The organism is Bacillus sp. UMB0728, from assembly GCF_002858875.1.
Lineage (GTDB): Bacteria > Bacillota > Bacilli > Bacillales > Cytobacillaceae > Bacillus_AB > Bacillus_AB infantis.
This window is the reverse complement of sequence record NZ_PKLA01000004.1, coordinates 237,305-255,000: the sequence shown is the minus strand read 5'-3', so window position 1 is coordinate 255,000 and position 17,696 is coordinate 237,305. Positions and strand designations below refer to the sequence as shown.

Here is a 17,696-nt window from a genome sequence, read left to right as displayed (position 1 = left end):
ATAACGTACTGAGAAATAATGGGAGGTTTTAAAATGAAAGGGCAATGGTGGAAAGAAAGCACTGTTTACCAGATATATCCGAGGAGCTTCATGGACAGCAATGGTGATGGCATAGGCGATTTGCAGGGCATCATTTCCAAGCTGGACTATCTTAAAAAACTGGGGATAGATGTCATCTGGCTGTCGCCTGTTTATCAATCACCCAATGATGATAATGGCTATGATATTAGTGATTATAAAAATATCATGGACGAGTTCGGGACCATGGATGATTGGGAAGAGCTGCTCAGTGAGTTGCACCTCCGCGATATGAAGCTGATCATGGACCTTGTCGTCAACCACAGCTCTGATGAGCATGCCTGGTTCATTGAAGCGAAGAAATGCAAAGAAACTCCTTACAGGGATTATTATATTTGGCGCAAAGGGGAAAACGGCAGGGAGCCGAACAATTGGGGTTCCAATTTCGGCGGATCTGCATGGGAATATGACGAAAACTCCGGAGAATACTTCCTCCATTTGTTCTCAAAGAAGCAGCCTGATTTGAACTGGGAGAATCCGGCTCTGAGGCAGGAAGTATATGATATGATGCAGTGGTGGCTCGATAAAGGGATTGATGGCTTCAGGATGGATGTGATCAATTTCATCTCAAAGGAGGATGGCCTCCCGGATGATGAAGTGAAACCCGGCAAGAAATATGCATCAGGAAGCAAATATTATAGAAATGGGCCAAGAATCCATGAGTATCTTCAGGAAATGAACGAAAAAGTCCTTTCGCATTATGATGTTATGACTGTCGGAGAGATGCCTGGGGTCAAGCCCGAAATGGCCCGTGATTATACAGGGGAAGACAGGAATGAACTGAATATGGTATTCCAATTTGAGCATGTAAGCCTCGACAATGGTCCGGGCGGAAAGTGGGATCTTAAACCGCTAGACCTTTCAGACCTGAAGAAAAGCCTGACAAAATGGCAGACCGAGCTTGAAGAAACGGGCTGGAATTCTTTATATTTCAATAACCATGACCAGCCGAGATCTGTTTCAAGATTCGGCAATGATGGGGAATACCGCAAAGAATCGGCGAAGATGCTGGCTACCCTGCTCCATATGATGAAGGGCACCCCGTATGTGTATCAGGGCGAAGAAATCGGGATGACAAATGTTGAATTTCCGGGTATAGGAGATTACCGGGACATTGAAACCCTTAATTATTTCCGTGAATCGACAGAAGCGGGAGTGCCGGCAGGGAAAGCGATGGAAAGCATATACGCAAAAGGAAGGGACAACGCCAGAACCCCTATGCAATGGAATTCTTCGGAAAATGCCGGTTTTACAACCGGTACTCCATGGATTGGCATTAACCCGAACTTCAGTGATATAAATGCGGCGGAAGCCCTGGAAGATAAGAATTCCATCTTTTATTATTATCAGGACCTGATCAGGCTCAGAAAAGAGCGTGACATTATAGTCTACGGAAAATATGAACTGATATTGGAAGAAGATCCGGCGATTTTTGCATACACACGTACCCTGGGCAGTCAGGTGCTTGTAGTGCTGTGTAATTTTTATGGAAATACACGGAAACTGGCATTGCCTGAAGAGCTTAAAGAGATCAAATATTCCTGGCTGACAGGTAACTATGGCAGTGAAGGCAGGGAAGACATAGTGCCTCAGCAGCTTAAGCCTTATGAGGCGATTGTCTTGATTGGTGAAAAATAAGCAGACTAAACGAAAAATAAAATGGCAGGTGGCGAAGATGAAACAACCTTGGTGGAAGAAAGCGACAGTATATCAAATTTATCCGAAAAGCTTCAATGATACAACCGGCAGCGGCGTGGGTGATCTGCAGGGCATTATTGAAAAGCTGGATTACTTAAAAGAGCTTGGCATTGATGTTATCTGGCTTACGCCGATCTACCGGTCTCCACAGCGGGATAACGGCTATGATATCAGTGATTATTTCAGCATCCACGAGGAATACGGGACTATGGAGGAGTTTGATTCACTGCTAAACGAAGCGCACAGCAGAGGTATCAAAGTCATCATGGATATCGTTGTAAACCATACCTCAACAGATCATCACTGGTTCAAGGAAGCAAAGAAATCAAGAGATAATCCTTACCGGGATTTTTATATCTGGAAGGAGCCTAAAGAGGATGGAAGCGCCCCGACGAACTGGGAATCCAAGTTTGGCGGCAATGCGTGGGAGTTCGATGAGGAGACAGGGCAGTACTATCTCCATCTGTTCGATGTAACCCAGGCAGATCTGAATTGGGAAAATGAAAAGCTCCGCCAGGAAGTGTACGATATGATGGACTTCTGGTTTGACAAAGGAGTGGACGGCTTCCGCCTTGATGTCATCAACTTGATATCCAAAGATCAGCGGTTCCCGGATGACGACGGATCGCTCCCGCCCGGGGACGGCAGGAAGTTCTATACAGATGGGCCGCGAGTCCATGAATACATGCATGAAATGAACCGCGAGGTGTTTTCAAAGCATGACAGCATGACTGTAGGGGAAATGTCTTCTACAAGCATCGATCATTGCGTGAAATATTCGAATTCGGAACGGGAAGAGCTCAGCATGACCTTCAATTTTCATCACTTGAAGGTAGATTATCCCGGCGGAGAGAAGTGGGCGCTTGCAGACTTCGATTTTTCTGCTCTGAAGAATATCCTCTCCAAATGGCAGGTGGAGATGAACAAAGGCGGCGGCTGGAATGCCCTGTTCTGGTGCAACCATGATCAGCCCCGTGTTGTATCAAGGTACGGAGATGATGGGGAATATCACAATAAATCAGCCAAGATGCTTGCATCTGCCATTCATATGATGCAAGGAACCCCTTATATCTATCAGGGCGAAGAGTTTGGGATGACCAATCCTTATTTTGAAAATATCAGCCAATACCGGGATGTAGAATCCTTGAATATCTTTGAAATTAAAAGAAAAGAAGGAGTGCCTGAGGAAGAAATCCTTAAAATACTCCAAAGTAAATCGAGGGATAACTCAAGGACGCCTGTCCAATGGAATGACAGCAGAAATGCAGGCTTTACGGATGGAACTCCATGGATCGGCATTGCCGGCAATTACCAGGAGATCAACGCCGAAAAAGCGGTAAAAGATCCTGATTCCATTTTCCATCATTATAAAAAGCTGATCGGCCTCCGCAAAGAATATGATATTATCACTTACGGGAATTATGAGCTGCTGCTGGAGGACCATCCTGAAATTTTTGCGTACCTCCGGAATGGCAGGGACGAAAAACTCCTTGTACTTAACAATTTCTATGGAAGTGAGACAGCCTTTACACTTCCTGACAGGAAAATAGCTGATGAATATACAGCAGAGCTGCTGCTTTCAAATTATGGTGATGGACCCTCCGACATCAGGGAAATCACATTAAGGCCATATGAATCGATCATTTTCCATTTGACTAAATAAGAAAAAGACAGGCTGCCGGCCTGTCTTTTTCCTTATTGGATTAAAAGAGCATCCCTGCAATAGCAGCGCTGAGGAGCGATGCAAGCGCTCCTGCGATGACGGATCTTATCCCAAGCCGGGCGATATCGGCCCTCCGGTTTGGGGCAAGATTGCCCAGGCCGCCAAGAAGGATGGCAAGGGATGAGATATTGGCAAAACCGCAGAGAGCAAAGCTGATGATGGCAACGGTCTTGTCCGTAAGCTCCGGAATTTCCGGAGCGAAGGAGGAATAAGCAACAAATTCATTCAGGATCAGCTTTTGACCGATGAAGTTTCCTGCCTCCACAGCCTCAGCCCATGGAACTCCTATGGCAAAAGCAAGAGGGGAGAAGATATAGCCGAGAATGAGCTGAAGCGTCAGTTCCCCAAATCCGAACCAGCTGCCGATCCAGCCAAGCAAACCATTCAGCAGTGCAACGAGTGCGATGAACGCAAGAAGCATGGCACCGATATTGAGAGCCAGCTGCAGGCCGACACTGGCACCTTTTGCGGCTGCATCAATAACATTCGTCGAATCGCTGTCATTTTCCATTTCCAATTCTTTTGGCTCTTCCTTCTTCTCTGTTTCTGGAAAAATGATCTTAGCCATGATCAGCCCTGCCGGAGCAGCCATAAAGCTCGCCGCGAGAAGGTATTCAAGCGGTACGCCCAAAAGTGAATAGCCGACAAGAACTGAGCCAGCTACAGAAGCGAGCCCTCCTGTCATGACGGCAAACAGCTCAGAGTTTGTCATTTGGCCAATATAGGGGCGGATAACGAGAGGCGCCTCTGTCTGGCCTACAAAAATATTTGCCGCTGCTGACATGGATTCCGCCTTTCGGGTGCCGAGAAGCCAGGATAATCCCCCGCCAAGGATTTTAATGATGAACTGCATGATCTTCAAGTAGTACAGGACCGATATAAGGGCGGAGAAAAAAATAACAATCGGCAATACTTGAAAAGCGAAAACATATGTAACGCCTGATCCTTCTGCAAAGAGGCCGCCAAATAGAAAGTTAATGCCTTCATTGGCATAATTGATGATGCTGTTGACTCCCATAGTCAGCCAGTTAAGTGCCTTGCGTCCGGCTTCCCATTTGAGGACCGCAAATGCAAACAGGATCTGAATGGCAAGGCCTCCCAGGATTGTACGCGGATTGATTGCCCGCCTGTTGTTGGAAAGCAGCAAAGCGATGACCAGTACGGTCAGTATTCCGGCAATTCCCCAGATGAAATTCATAATAGCACTCCATTCTATGTTAATAGACGAATCCAAGTTAGTGCTATTTTGCCCGACATTAAAAAAAGTATGGGCTCTATTTTCTCTGCCCATACTTTTTCGTTGTTAACGAAATTATAAATGGTAAGTCTTGTGGATAACTATCAATTCTTGATCAACGTCCAGCAGCTGCGCCGAGGTCACAAGCCAAACCTCCCAAAAAGGCAAAGAACGCCTTTCCGGGAGGTTCGTCTTGAGGCCCCCAGGAAGCTGGTCATGCAGATGTTGCAACAGGACGCGGCGTTCTTAGTCTTCGTTCCTTAAAGTGATCAAGGCGCTTGCGCTTTTGTTCTTTATTGCCCTGCTTCTTTTTTTATCGCTTCGAATAAGAAGGATTGGCCATTGATGTAGAATCGGGGATCGTAAAGCCCCAGCTGTTCGTCATCATCTACTATCACAACAAATGGAGACCATTCGTAAAGAGTCTTTGCTTTCGGGTTTTCTTGGAAAAGCCTGTCCATATCTGCATCCTCTGCAGACACAAGGCTATAAGTCTTTTCCCTGCTGGTAAATAATCCATCTTTATAAAGAGAGACTTCCGGGCCATTTTTGGTTATAACGGTAAACTGCCATGGCACAAAATCGGCTGAAAGTGCAACCTCGCTGTCCTGGCTGCTGTATTCCTCATAAAGTATATATCCCTGGATGCTTTGGCTGGCCAGATGAAGGAGCATCAGCACCCATGCCGCCCTGAAATAAATATGCTTCCTCCATTTTTTTCTTTTCCGGACAGAGAGGAGAAAAGCCGCAAGGATAATTGCCCAGAAGACAAGATCGACAATCGGGATGGTTCCGAACGTGATCCTTCTGTCAGAAAACGGCTCAAGATAACCGGTTCCCCATGCATTGAACAGGTCACTCGTATCATGTATAAAGACGGCTATCCAGCTCAGGAAAAAGAGTTTGGGATCTTTTACCTTGAAAATCCAGCGGCATGCCATGTAAATCAGCAGTGCCCAAAGCGGCGTAAGGAAAACAGAATGAGTGATGCCCCTGTGCCACATCTGATAAAGTCCCTGTGTATCCCATAGCTGTGAAATCACATCGATATCAGGTATTTGGCTCGCCGCAACAGCAGCTGTCAAATAGGCGGCCTTTTCTTTTTTCTCAAGCCTGCTTTTATCAACTGAAGCATAAAGGGCAAGCCCGAATAATGTATGTGTAATGGTATCCATTTTTCCCCCGTTTCTGTCCCGGCTGTCTGCAGTCCAGCCTGGCAGCTTGTGCTTTTCAATAAATCGTAGCAAAATTTGTTCAGAAGAGCCATTCTGAATGCTGGAAGTTGATTTCCCAGATTGCAAACTTTCCTGCAGGAAGATAAGATAGATGTTATGATAATAAACGAAGTTAATTAAGAGAGGAATACAACATGTCTAACAATTTTTCAGATGAAGTTCTTTCACGGCGCACGTTTGCGATCATTTCCCACCCGGATGCCGGAAAGACTACGTTAACAGAAAAACTGCTCCTGTTTGGCGGAGCGATACGCGATGCCGGTACCGTTAAAGGAAAGAAAACCGGCAAATTTGCCACAAGCGACTGGATGGAAATCGAAAAGCAGCGCGGCATCTCCGTTACATCAAGTGTGATGCAATTTGACTATAAAGATGCCCGGGTAAATATCCTGGACACTCCTGGGCACCAGGATTTCAGTGAAGACACATACCGCACCTTAACGGCTGTGGACAGCGCCGTCATGATCATTGATTCGGCCAAAGGTATAGAAGCCCAGACATTGAAACTATTCAAAGTCTGCCGGATGAGGGGCATACCGATCTTTACATTCATGAACAAGCTTGACCGCCAGGGGAAAAGTCCTTTGGAGCTTCTTGCAGAGCTGGAAGAAGTAATGGAAATCGAATCATATCCGATGAATTGGCCGATCGGGATGGGCAAGGAATTCCTCGGTATCTACGACCGCCATCATAACCGGATCGAACAGTTCCGTGTAGATGAGTCTGAGCGTTTCCTTGACCTGAATGCAGATGGTGAAATTGATGGGGACCACCCGATGAAGCAGTCTTCCCTTTACGACCAGACGCTTGAGGAAATCATGCTCCTGAATGAAGCAGGAAATGAATTTTCACGTGAGAAGGTGGCAAATGGAACGCTGACGCCTGTATTCTTCGGCAGCGCCCTGGCCAATTTCGGTGTACAGACCTTCCTTGAATCTTATCTGGACTTTGCGCCGTCTCCGCAGGCCCGCAACTCCACTGAAGGTAAGATTGATCCGCTATCAGAGGATTTCTCAGGCTTTATCTTCAAGATCCAGGCAAACATGAATCCTGCCCACCGTGACCGGATAGCATTCCTCAGGATCTGCTCCGGCAAATTCGAGCGCGGGATGACCATCAATATCCCTCGTACAGGCAAGCAGCTGAAGCTGAGCCAGTCGACACAATTTATGGCAGATGACCGCAGTACGGTCGATGAGGCAGTGAGCGGGGATATAATCGGATTGTATGATCCAGGCCTGTACCAAATAGGCGATACCCTGACAGTGGGAAAAAACAAGTTTCAATATGAAAAGCTGCCTCAGTTCACACCTGAGCTGTTTGTAAGAGTCACTGCAAAGAATGTGATGAAGCAGAAGCACTTCCACAAAGGGATCCAGCAGCTCGTCCAGGAGGGTGCCATTCAGCTGTACAAGACAGTTAAAACAGATGAATACCTTCTTGGTGCAGTCGGCCAGCTCCAATTCGAGGTCTTTGAGCACCGCATGAAAAATGAGTACAATGCGGAAGTCAGGATGGAAGGGCAGGGAAGCAAGATTGCCCGATGGATTGAGGGAGATGTGGACGAGAGTCTTTCCAGTTCACGGAGCCTTCTGGTTACAGACCGATATGACAAAAAAGTGTTCTTATTTGAAAATGACTTTGCCCTGAGATGGTTCCAGGACAAAAACCCGGATGTAAAACTTTACAATCCGATGGATATGGAGCAATAATGTAAAAAAAAACGATTCCTGTGCTGGAATCGTTTTTTACATTATTACTGGGTATAAGAGACTAGCGTATTAAATGACGAAACTGTTATAGTTTGCTAAAATAGGTAAAAAGACGAGGAAGAAGGGATCTGTTATTCGACACCTATGCGCACAGTGCGGCCTGCCTTTCCAGCTGGCAGAAGAGGGCTTCCTCTTTCACCAGAATGTTAATGGCGTGCAAAAACAGGAGAGCTGGATCAAAGCTCCTTATCAAAGCCTTGATGAACTTGAAACGAAGCTTGAAGCCATATGCAGGCAACTGGGGGATAGCGCCAAAAAATTAAAAGCGGGCATTTCACAATATGGCACTAAGCCTGCCCAGCTCCTGAATGCATCTGAACTATTCTCCAGGGTCAGCCATCGGGAAATGGTCCATACCATCCAGCATGGTGAGTTTCACAGCTATCAGCAGCCGATTATAAACCTGAAAGAGGGAGACAGGATTTATGGCTATGAATCCTTGCTGAGAACGGCAGGGAGCAAGCAAATACCGCCTGGCATCCTTTTCAAGACAGCCGAGGAAACTGGCCTGATGTCCATGCTTGACCAAAAGGCGAGGGAAGCCGCAATCAAAGCAAGAAAAAATATCATCCCGCCGGGAATCAAGAGCTTTATCAATTTCCTTCCTTCTACAATTTACAATCCGGATTTCTGTCTTCAGCACACATTCCAGATTGTCGAGAAATATGAAATCGATCCGGCAGATCTTGTTTTTGAAGTAGTGGAGACTGAGAAAATCAGTGATATTGACCATTTAAAAAAGGTGTTGAATACATACAAAAAAAGAGGCATGAAAGTGGCGCTCGATGATGTCGGGGCCGGATTTTCAACCCTCGAAATGCTTGAAGCACTCCAGCCCGACTATTTGAAAATAGACAGAAGCTTCATCGACCGCTGCGACCAAAGGCCTGAAAGCCAGCAATTTCTGTCCAAGGTCATGAATATTGCAGACGGTCTTGGTATCATTGTCCTTGCAGAAGGAATCGAGAGGAAAGAAGAGCTGGAGTTCTGCAGATCAATTGGCGCCGATCTTGCACAGGGCTATTATATTGGGCGCCCTGCAAAGGAAATAGAGTCCGCATTGCAGGTGAATTCATAATGAGGATCATCCCCGCAGACCAGCTTGATAAAGAAAAGGCAGCAGCCTTTTTCCAGGAAAACTGGGGGAGTCCTCAGATGGTTATTTCCACTGGCATCTATCATTGTGATGAGCTCCCCGGGTTCGCAGCCATAGACAGTGCTTATAATATCATGGGCCTTATTACTTTTGCAGACAGTGCGGAGGGTCGGGAAATCATCTCCCTGGATGCCGGCATGGAAGGACAGGGGATCGGATCAGGACTTCTGAAAGCTGCTGAAGCTGATGCAAAACAAAAAGGCATCAGCAGAATGGCGCTGATAACAACCAACGATAATTTGAATGCTTTGAGATTTTATCAGAAAAGGGGATATCAGTTAATGAAGGTGCTTCGGAACGCCGTGGAAGAAGCCCGAAAAATTAAACCGGAGATTCCTGTGTTTGGTATTGACGGGATTCCGCTCAGGGATGAACTGATTCTGGAAAAAGAAATTTGATTTGCGGCAGGTCCTGGGGATTCAGGGCCTGTTTTTTTATGGTAACGACGATCATGTCTGCTGCTGATCCGGATTATTTGGGAGGTTTGTGCTCATACTGAAGGAATTTGTTGAACAAGGGGGCTGCTTTGGCGGGCTGTGACAGCATGAATTTTCGGTTGTTAGCAACTTTTCCGGGATATTAGCAAATTTTTCCTTTTATTAGCAAGTTTTCAATTATACTAGCAACTTTCTGGATATATTAGCAACTCCCAAATTATATTAGCAACTTCTTCCCCCGCCACATGCTTCTAAAAGAAAATTTGACAAAATTTCTGATTGAGATTATAGTAGTATTACAAATAGACGCTTTAACGCTAAAAAGCGTTTAAGTATAATAGTTTTGCCGGATAGACAATAGTAGAATCGCCGGATGCAGCAAATAGAGACTGGGCGGCTGGTGAAAGCCCGGGCGGCGCCGATTTGAAGTACAGCTATCGATTCAAAGGCATTATGTGTGAAGAGAGGGAAGGCCGATGTGCCTTTCAATTAGGGTGGTACCGCGGAGCTCCTCCGTCCCTAGCCGGCGAGAGGGCTTTTTTGCTGTCTTCAGCGCAATAATGAAATTCTGCCGACCGGAGCCAGTCATACAACAGGAGGAAGTACCATGCATCAGGATCAAGCGGTTATCAAAATCAGTACAGCGGAGGCTGTGGTAATATCCCTGCTTTTGCTCGGAGTAATCAGTTTCTCAATTATAGGCGCAGGGGCGGTTCCCCATGTGCCGATTATAGGGGCAATCATTGCCCTGCTCATATACGGACTTTTAAAAAAGGTTCGGATGAAAGATTTGGAGGAAGGTATGGCTGAGGGTGCAAGGTCAGGATTGGGCGCTGTGTTTATCTTCTTTTTTATCGGAATGCTTATCAGCAGCTGGATGGCCAGCGGTACGATTCCGACTTTTATCCATTTGGCGCTATCGGCAGTAAGCGGGAAGTATTTTTTTGCCATTGCCTTTGCGGTGACAGCAGTCATCGGAATCAGCATCGGCAGCTCGCTGACGACAGCGGCAACGCTTGGAGCGGCCTTTGTCAGCGCGGCTGCTGCACTCGACCTTAGCACAGCAGCTGCTGCAGGCGCCGTTATATCAGGGGCGTTCTTCGGAGACAAAATGTCACCTTTATCAGATACAACCAATCTCGCTTCTATGACAGTAAAAGTAGATCTGTTTGACCATATTAAAAATATGGCATGGACGACCATCCCGGCATTTGTCATATCCATTATTCTCTTTGCTATCATTTCGCCGGCAGCAGCAGAGACCGATTTCCGAAAAATCGCTGCAATCAAGAATAGCCTTGAGGAGCTTAATCTCGTCAGCTGGCAGTCTATAATCCCTTTTGCAGTGCTCGCTGTCCTGGCTGTGAGTAAGGTTCCAGCTATTCTCACCCTGTCTGCCAGTACATTGTCCGCCTTGATCCTGGCTCCATTTATTCAGGGAAGCTTCAGTTTCAGTGACATGGTGAATATACTGTACTCCGGCTACAAGTCGAATACCGGGATGGAGGAGCTCGACTCGCTGCTGACTAGGGGCGGAATTGAAAGCATGCTGTTTTCGGTATCACTGGTCCTCCTTGCCCTCTCAATGGGCGGACTGCTATTCAAGCTCGGCATATTGCCGGCACTTCTTGAAGGCATCAAAGGACTGATTGTAAAGGCACCTGCGCTTATAAGTGCCACAGCTGCATCAGCCATCGGAATCAACTTCCTCCTTGGCGAACAGTATCTGTCCATCCTGCTCACCGGAAATGCATTCACAGAGTCTTATAAAAAGGCCGGGCTGCATCTGAAGAATCTTTCCAGAGTCCTTGAGGATGCAGGGACAGTCATCAATCCCCTTGTTCCCTGGAGTGTTTGCGGGGTATTCCTGACAGGGGCGCTGAATGTGCCGACTGCCGAATATATGCCCTTCGCCTTTTTCTGTCTGCTATCGCCAATCATCACTTTGCTGTTTGGATGGACAGGGTTAACTATCACGAAAGCTTCAGGCAAATGATTTAAAATAAGAGGAGCGGCAATCGCCGCTCCTCTTACTTTTTCCCTTTTCATTCTTCCAGCAAATGGTGCAGCATCCTCTCCCGGTTTTCAAAAAACTGCTTCATAAATTGATAGTGGCCGGTATCCTCAAGCCGGACCTCCTGGACCCCTTCTTCTGTCAGCTCAATAATTTTGGCAGAAGGATACGACATGATGATGGGGGAGTGGGTTGCGATGATGAATTGAGAACGGTCTTTGGCCAGTTCGTGGATGCGCGAAACCATCGAAAGCTGCCTGAGCGGAGACAGGGCTGCTTCAGGCTCGTCAAGAATATAAATCCCTTTTCCGCGGAAGCGATTCAGAAAGGTGGCAAAAAAGGCCTCGCCGTGCGACTGTTCATGAAGAGATAGACCCCCAAAGGAGTCTCTTAATGGCGGACGATCCATATTGTCCTCTTTATCAAGATCATCAATATAAGAAGCCACATTGTAAAAGCTCTCGGCTCTTAGAAAAAAACCATCCTCAGGACGCTCCGATCCCCTTGAAAGCCTGATGTACTGCTCGAGCTCCGAATGGGAGTTATGTGTAGAAAAACTGAAATTAAGCGACCCTCCTTCCGGATTAAAGCCTGCTGCGATTGCAATAGCTTCCAGGAGAGTGGACTTTCCCATCCCATTCTCGCCGACTATAAAGGTTACATCAGGATGAAGGGGCAGGTTGTCAAGGTTTTTCACGGCAGGAAGGCTAAAGGGATATCTGGAATATGAAGGAATATCATTTCTTCTGAGTATAATGCTTTTAAAATAATGGCCATTATCAAATTCCATCATCTAAGCCTCCAATCCATTCTCTTTTTTTTTATCATAACATTATTGGGAGAACCAACATACATCCCCGATGTCGTTAGCTGAACCCTGGTACAGGGTTCGACTTTGAAAAAGGTAAAGATGGTATCCCGACAGGCATCTGGGATACATAACACGGCTGAGAAAAGTGGAGTCATGTATCTCAACAAGCATCCGGGATACATAACACGGCTGAGAAAAGTCGAGTCATGTATCCCAACAAGCATCCGGGATACATAACACGGCTGAGAAAATAGAAGTCATGTATCCCACCGGACATCCGGGATACATAGCCAGGCGGAAAAAAGTAAAGTCATGTATCCCACCAAGCATCTCGGATACATAACACGGCTGAGAAAAGAGAAGTCATGTATCCCGACAGGCATCCGGGATACATAACACAGCTGAGAAAAGAGAAGTCATGTATCCCGACAGGCATCCGGGATACATAACACGGCTGAGAAAAGAGAAGTCATGTATCCCGCCGGGCATCCGGGATACATAACCAGGCTGAGAAAAGAGAAGTCATGTATCCCGACAGGCATCCGGGATACATAACACAGCTGAGAAAAGAGAAGTCATGTATCCCAACAAGCATCCGGGATACATAACACGGCTGAGAAAAGTGGAGTCATGTATCCCAACAAGGATCCGGGATACATAACACGGCTGAGAAAAGTGGAGTCATGTATCCCACCGGGCACCCGGGATACATAACCAGGCTTAGAAAAGAGAAGTCATGTATCCCACCAAGCATCTGAGATACATAACACGGCTGAGAAAAGAAGAAGTCATGTATCCCGCCGGGCATCTGGATACATAACCAGGCGTGAAAAATGGCAGTCACACAGCCTATGTGGAGGCAACATATTCACAGGCTCCTCCATACTTGCATCCCGTTTTTCCCTCTTATATAGTTAAACTATTGCACAATATTGAATGCCGGCCCGTGTCCGGCTCTGCAGACGAAAGGAGCAGCATAAGTGAAGATAAGCAATTTTTCGATCCGAAGGCCGATTTTTACACTTGTTACGATGGTTCTGGTTCTCGTTTTAGGGGTGGTGTCCCTTTTGAACATTCCTTTGAAACTGATACCGGACATAAATCCGCCTGTCGGTGTTGTAGTGACCAATTATCAGGGAGCAAGCCCGGAAGAGGTATCTGAAAAGGTGACAAAACCTTTGGAGCAGAGTCTTGCTACACTTCCTGGTTTAAAAACAATGACCGCAACGTCACAGGAAAGCGCCAATCTTGTACTCCTGGAATTTTCCTGGACGACTGATATTGACGAAGTGCAGTCGGAAATCATCCAGCGGCTGGATCAGACTCCGCTGCCGGACGATGTAGATAAACCGCGCTTCCTGAAATTTGATCCTTCCCAGTTTCCGATCATCCAGCTTTCTTTGAGCTCTGACAGCGATGAGGAATCATTAAGGAGCATTGCCGAACAGCTGGAGCTGGAGCTCACAAAGGTAGACGGTGTGGCCAGCGTCAACCTTTCCGGCACCAGTATTAAGGAAGTAAGGGTTGAACTGGACCAGGACAAGCTGAGGGAATACCGGCTCAGCCAGTCTGATATCGTAGATACCATTCAGGCAAACGATATTTCCCTTCCGGGGGATACGATTTTAACAGGCGGCAAGGAGCTGACTACCAGGGTAATCAGCAGCATTGATTCAGTTGATATCTTAAAAAAACTTGTGGTAGCCGCAAATCCGTCCAATGGAAATGAAGTTCTCCTTCAGGATGTGGCCAGTGTCCAGCTTGTCAACCAGGACGACCGTACGATAACAAGGACGAATCAGGAGCCTTCCGTCCTCTTAAGCGTCCTGCAGCAGTCTGATTCAAACACTGCAGAGGTGTCGAAGGAGTTCATCAGCCAGCTCGACGAACTGCTTGAAAAAGATCAATATGAGGGGATTGAGTCTGATATTCTGTTTGATCAGGGAGATTATATCCAGCAGGCGATCGGTAATATCTCAACTTCCCTTCTCTTAGGCGGCCTGTTCGCGATGCTTGTTCTGTTTTTCTTTTTGAAAAATGTCAAAAGCCCGCTGATCATCGGGATTGCCATCCCGTATTCTGTTATCTTCACATTCGTGCTGATGTACTTTTCAAATTTCACCCTGAATATCATGACCCTTGGCGGATTGGCGCTGGGGATCGGAATGCTCGTTGATAACTCAATCGTTGTGATTGAGAATATCTACAGGCATCTATCGATGGGGAAAGATCCAAAAGAAGCGGCAAGAGACGGTGCAGGAGAAGTAGGTGCTGCAATTACAGCCTCCACCCTCACCACTGTGGCAGTGTTCCTGCCTGTCGTTTTTATTACAGGAATCATCGGCCAGCTTTTCACTGAATTTGCTTTGACCATTTCATTCAGTCTTTTTGCTTCGCTTGTCGTTGCTTTGACTGTTGTGCCGATGCTTGCCAGCAGGCTGCTGAAGGCGCCGAAAACCAATCTGGAAGAAAAGCGCCAGGAGTCGGCCATTATGAAGGGGCTTGAGCGTTCTGTCAAATGGGCTCTGCGCAACAGGCTTGCTGTCCTGATTATCATGCTGGTCCTGCTCGCCGGAGGCGGATATGGGATCACGACGGTCGGCACACAGTTCCTTCCTAATTCGGACGAAGGTTTCTTCAGCGTCAGGGTCAATCTTGAAAATGGCTCAGCTCTTACAGAAACAGAAAAGGTCATGGCTGCACTTGAGGAGCAGCTGAAGGAAGAAGACGATGTTGAGACATATGTCAGCCTGATCGGTACAACCCAGGAATCTTCTTTCAGAGGCTCCGGCAATCCGAATGTGGCTGAGCTTTATGTAAAAATGAAGGATCTGGAGGAGAGGGACCGCTCTACATTTGAATTTGTCGACGATGTGAAGAGGGACTTGGAGAGAGCGGCAGAGAAGGCCAACAGCACGGCAGAGGTCTCATTCAATCTGCAGTCTTCCGCAGGATCCGCGCCGAATACTCTCTCGTTCAGCGTTCGTGATACAAACGAAAAGCGGCTGAATGAATCGGTAGACAAAATTTACAATTCACTCAAAGACCTTGATGACGTGAACGAACTTTCCACAGACCTGATGGAAACGGTAGAAGAAATCCAAATCACGGTCGACCGGGAAAAGGCAAGGGCAGCAGGGCTGGCGCCTGCCCAGGTTGCCATGATTGTCAATGATGTGACACGAGGAAACCAGGCAACCCAGATCATTGATGAGAGCTCCAATATTTATGGCGTTTTCGTAGAATATGATCCTGAAGTTACCCAAAATCTTGATAATTTAAAAAAACTCCTGCTGCGTAAGCCTGATGGAAGCTATACAACCCTGGACCAGGTAGCGGCTATTGAAAGAGGCGAAGGGCCGGTCAATATACAGCGGATCAACCAGCAGGACGCTGTCCAGTTTACCCTGAAATATAAGACCTCAACAAACCTCGGGGCTATTTCTAATCTGGTTGATGATGAGATTGCTGATCTGGATTTGCCGGAAGAAACAGAAATTGTCTTCGGCGGTGACCGGGAGCTCCTGGAATCTTCCATTGATGATATGCTCCTGGCATTCATCCTGGCGGTTGTCTTTATCTATCTGGTGATGGCGGCCCAATTCGAATCACTGAAATATCCGTTCGTCATTATGTTCACAGTTCCGCTGATGGTCATTGGCGTAGCGATTGCATTGACCGCGACACGCACTCCTGTCAGCCTGACTGCCATCATCGGCATCATAGTCCTTTCCGGCATAGTGGTCAATAATGCGATAGTCATTGTTGACTATATCAATCAGAAAAAGGCAAGCGGCATGAAAACCTATGACAGCATTGTCGTTTCTGTAAAAGACAGGGCAAGACCTATCCTCATGACAGCACTTACGACGATCCTCGGACTGATCCCGCTTGCGCTGGGGATTGGCGAGGGGGCTGAGATTAACCAGCCGATGGGCATCACGGTAATCGGCGGCCTGATCAGCAGCACCTTCCTGACGCTGTTCGTCATCCCTGTCGTCTACAGCTTCTTTGATAAAGATACAAGGAAGCTCAACAAGATGTATGCCACACCTGACGGCCACTTGATTCCTGCCTATCTCCTTGAAGAAAGGTACGAAGATCCAAAAGGGCAAAGTGACGTTCCGCAGGTTCCTGCAGAAAGCAATAAAAATTACAGCCGCGAAGATATGGCTGCCATGCTTGAGGATTTGCTGAGGGCAGTAAAAGATGACGAAAGAAAACAGCAGGACCAGGATCAAAAGGACAAATAATTTTTAAAAACTCCATAACGCTGAAAAGCCTTTCTCTTTGGAGAGAGGCTTTTTTGCAGGGTTAGATATTTGAATTATCAGAAAAATATTGTTTGAAGCTGGTATGACCGGTTACAATTTGAGTAAATCTATGATAGAAAGAGGCGGTCCAATGAAGGAGAGGCATTATTTTTTCACGGGGTTTCCTGGTTTTATATGCTCCCGGCTAGTCAGGGAGGTACTTAATAAAGAGCAAGGGAATGTACATATCAGCGTTTTAAGCCTGTGGGAAATGGAAGCGGCCGCAAAGGATGAAATCAGGAAGATCTGCGGCGAGACCGGTGCAGGGCGCGAGTGCTTTTCAATCATTACTGGAGATATTACCAGGGCTGGTCTTGGTATCGGCCAGCAGGACTTAGCATTCCTCAGGGAAAGCATCACCCATCTTTTTCATCTGGCCGCCATTTATGATTTGGCGGTGCCTAAGGATATTGCTTATAAGGTAAATGTTGAAGGGACGAGGCATGTAACAGAATTTGCAGGAACGTTGGAGATGCTTGAAAGATACGTCTATTTCAGTACTGCCTATGTGGCTGGAAAAAGGGATGGGCTGCTGATGGAGGATGAGCTGACAGAGCCGCCCGGGTTCAAAAACCATTATGAAGAAACAAAATATCTTGCCGAAGTCATTGTTGAAAAAGCTAAAGGTGAAATACCGATTACCATCTTAAGGCCCGGGATTGTAAAGGGGCATTCTGTAACAGGGGAAACCATCAAGTTCGACGGGCCGTATTTTATTCTGAATTTTATGGACCGCCTGAGCAGGCTGCCATTCCTGCCCATGCTCGGGAAAGGGGAAGCTTTTATCAATCTGGTGCCGGTGGATTATATCATTAAAGCAGCCGTATTCCTTGGGACATCAGCTGTTGGGAGGGATAAGACCTACCACCTTACAGATCCGAATCCATATCAAGTTTCCGATCTGTACGAAATGCTGATGGTGGAGCTTTGCGGGAAAAGACCGGCTGGCAGCTTCCCTCTGAGTGCTGCCAGAGGGGCGCTGCGCATCAAAAAGCTGAGGAATTACCTTGGTGTGGAGCAGGAAGCGCTTGACTACTTTACCTGGCAGGGACGCTTTGATTGTTCAATAGCACAGACCGATCTGGAGGGATCAGGAATTCGCTGCCCTGATCTGAAGGAAGGCATCCCGTCGATGGTTTCTTTTTACAGGCTGCATAAATCTGATCCGCGTTTCCAGGTGCATAAGCTGTACTCCTAGCAGGCATTTTGAAGCAAGTTCAGG

Annotated in this window: 11 protein-coding genes; 8 read left to right on the top strand and 3 right to left on the bottom strand. The window is 46.9% G+C overall.

Features of this window, described 5'->3' with window-relative positions; all coding sequences use genetic code 11:
- Positions 1–33 precede the first annotated feature (33 nt).
- Positions 34–1,716, top strand: coding sequence for a glycoside hydrolase family 13 protein (locus CYJ37_RS17075; RefSeq protein ID WP_101550787.1), 1,683 nt, complete (start codon positions 34–36; stop codon positions 1,714–1,716).
- Between the two features lie 37 nt (positions 1,717–1,753).
- Positions 1,754–3,439 (top strand): alpha,alpha-phosphotrehalase, encoded by a 1,686-nt coding sequence (gene treC / locus CYJ37_RS17070; RefSeq protein ID WP_101550786.1) that lies wholly within the window; start codon positions 1,754–1,756, stop codon positions 3,437–3,439.
- 40 nt (positions 3,440–3,479) lie between these two features.
- On the opposite strand, the gene CYJ37_RS17065 is transcribed toward treC, so the two are convergent.
- Positions 3,480–4,697: a NupC/NupG family nucleoside CNT transporter gene (locus CYJ37_RS17065; protein ID WP_009794227.1), complete on the bottom strand. Its 1,218-nt coding sequence runs from the start codon at positions 4,695–4,697 to the stop codon at positions 3,480–3,482.
- 332 nt (positions 4,698–5,029) lie between these two features.
- Positions 5,030–5,911, bottom strand: coding sequence for a metal-dependent hydrolase (locus tag CYJ37_RS17060; protein WP_035402782.1), 882 nt, complete (start codon positions 5,909–5,911; stop codon positions 5,030–5,032).
- Positions 5,912–6,105: 194 nt separating this feature from the next.
- Between CYJ37_RS17060 and CYJ37_RS17055 the strand changes: the two genes are divergently transcribed.
- The 4 genes from CYJ37_RS17055 (at position 6,106) to nhaC (ending at position 11,332) form a co-directional block, all read left to right on the top strand.
- Positions 6,106–7,683 (top strand): peptide chain release factor 3, encoded by a 1,578-nt coding sequence (locus CYJ37_RS17055; RefSeq protein ID WP_009794230.1) that lies wholly within the window; start codon positions 6,106–6,108, stop codon positions 7,681–7,683.
- Between the two features lie 214 nt (positions 7,684–7,897).
- A complete protein-coding gene (locus tag CYJ37_RS17050) occupies positions 7,898–8,821 on the top strand; it encodes an EAL domain-containing protein (RefSeq protein WP_009794231.1) in 924 nt (307 codons plus the stop codon).
- Positions 8,821–9,297: a GNAT family N-acetyltransferase gene (locus CYJ37_RS17045; protein WP_101550784.1), complete on the top strand. Its 477-nt coding sequence runs from the start codon at positions 8,821–8,823 to the stop codon at positions 9,295–9,297. Before CYJ37_RS17050 ends, CYJ37_RS17045 begins: the two co-directional genes overlap by 1 nt.
- A 646-nt stretch (positions 9,298–9,943) precedes the next feature.
- Positions 9,944–11,332: a Na+/H+ antiporter NhaC gene (gene nhaC / locus CYJ37_RS17040; protein ID WP_101550782.1), complete on the top strand. Its 1,389-nt coding sequence runs from the start codon at positions 9,944–9,946 to the stop codon at positions 11,330–11,332.
- Between the two features lie 49 nt (positions 11,333–11,381).
- On the opposite strand, the gene CYJ37_RS17035 is transcribed toward nhaC, so the two are convergent.
- Positions 11,382–12,143: an AAA family ATPase gene (locus CYJ37_RS17035; RefSeq protein WP_101550780.1), complete on the bottom strand. Its 762-nt coding sequence runs from the start codon at positions 12,141–12,143 to the stop codon at positions 11,382–11,384.
- Between the two features lie 998 nt (positions 12,144–13,141).
- On the opposite strand from CYJ37_RS17035, the gene CYJ37_RS17030 reads away from it, so the two are divergent.
- Positions 13,142–16,414 carry an efflux RND transporter permease subunit gene (locus tag CYJ37_RS17030; protein WP_101550778.1) on the top strand — a complete coding sequence of 1,091 codons (3,273 nt, stop codon included), beginning with the start codon at positions 13,142–13,144 and terminating at the stop codon, positions 16,412–16,414.
- Positions 16,415–16,565: 151 nt separating this feature from the next.
- A complete protein-coding gene (locus CYJ37_RS17025; protein ID WP_224950102.1) occupies positions 16,566–17,672 on the top strand; it encodes an SDR family oxidoreductase in 1,107 nt (368 codons plus the stop codon).
- Positions 17,673–17,696 lie beyond the last annotated feature (24 nt).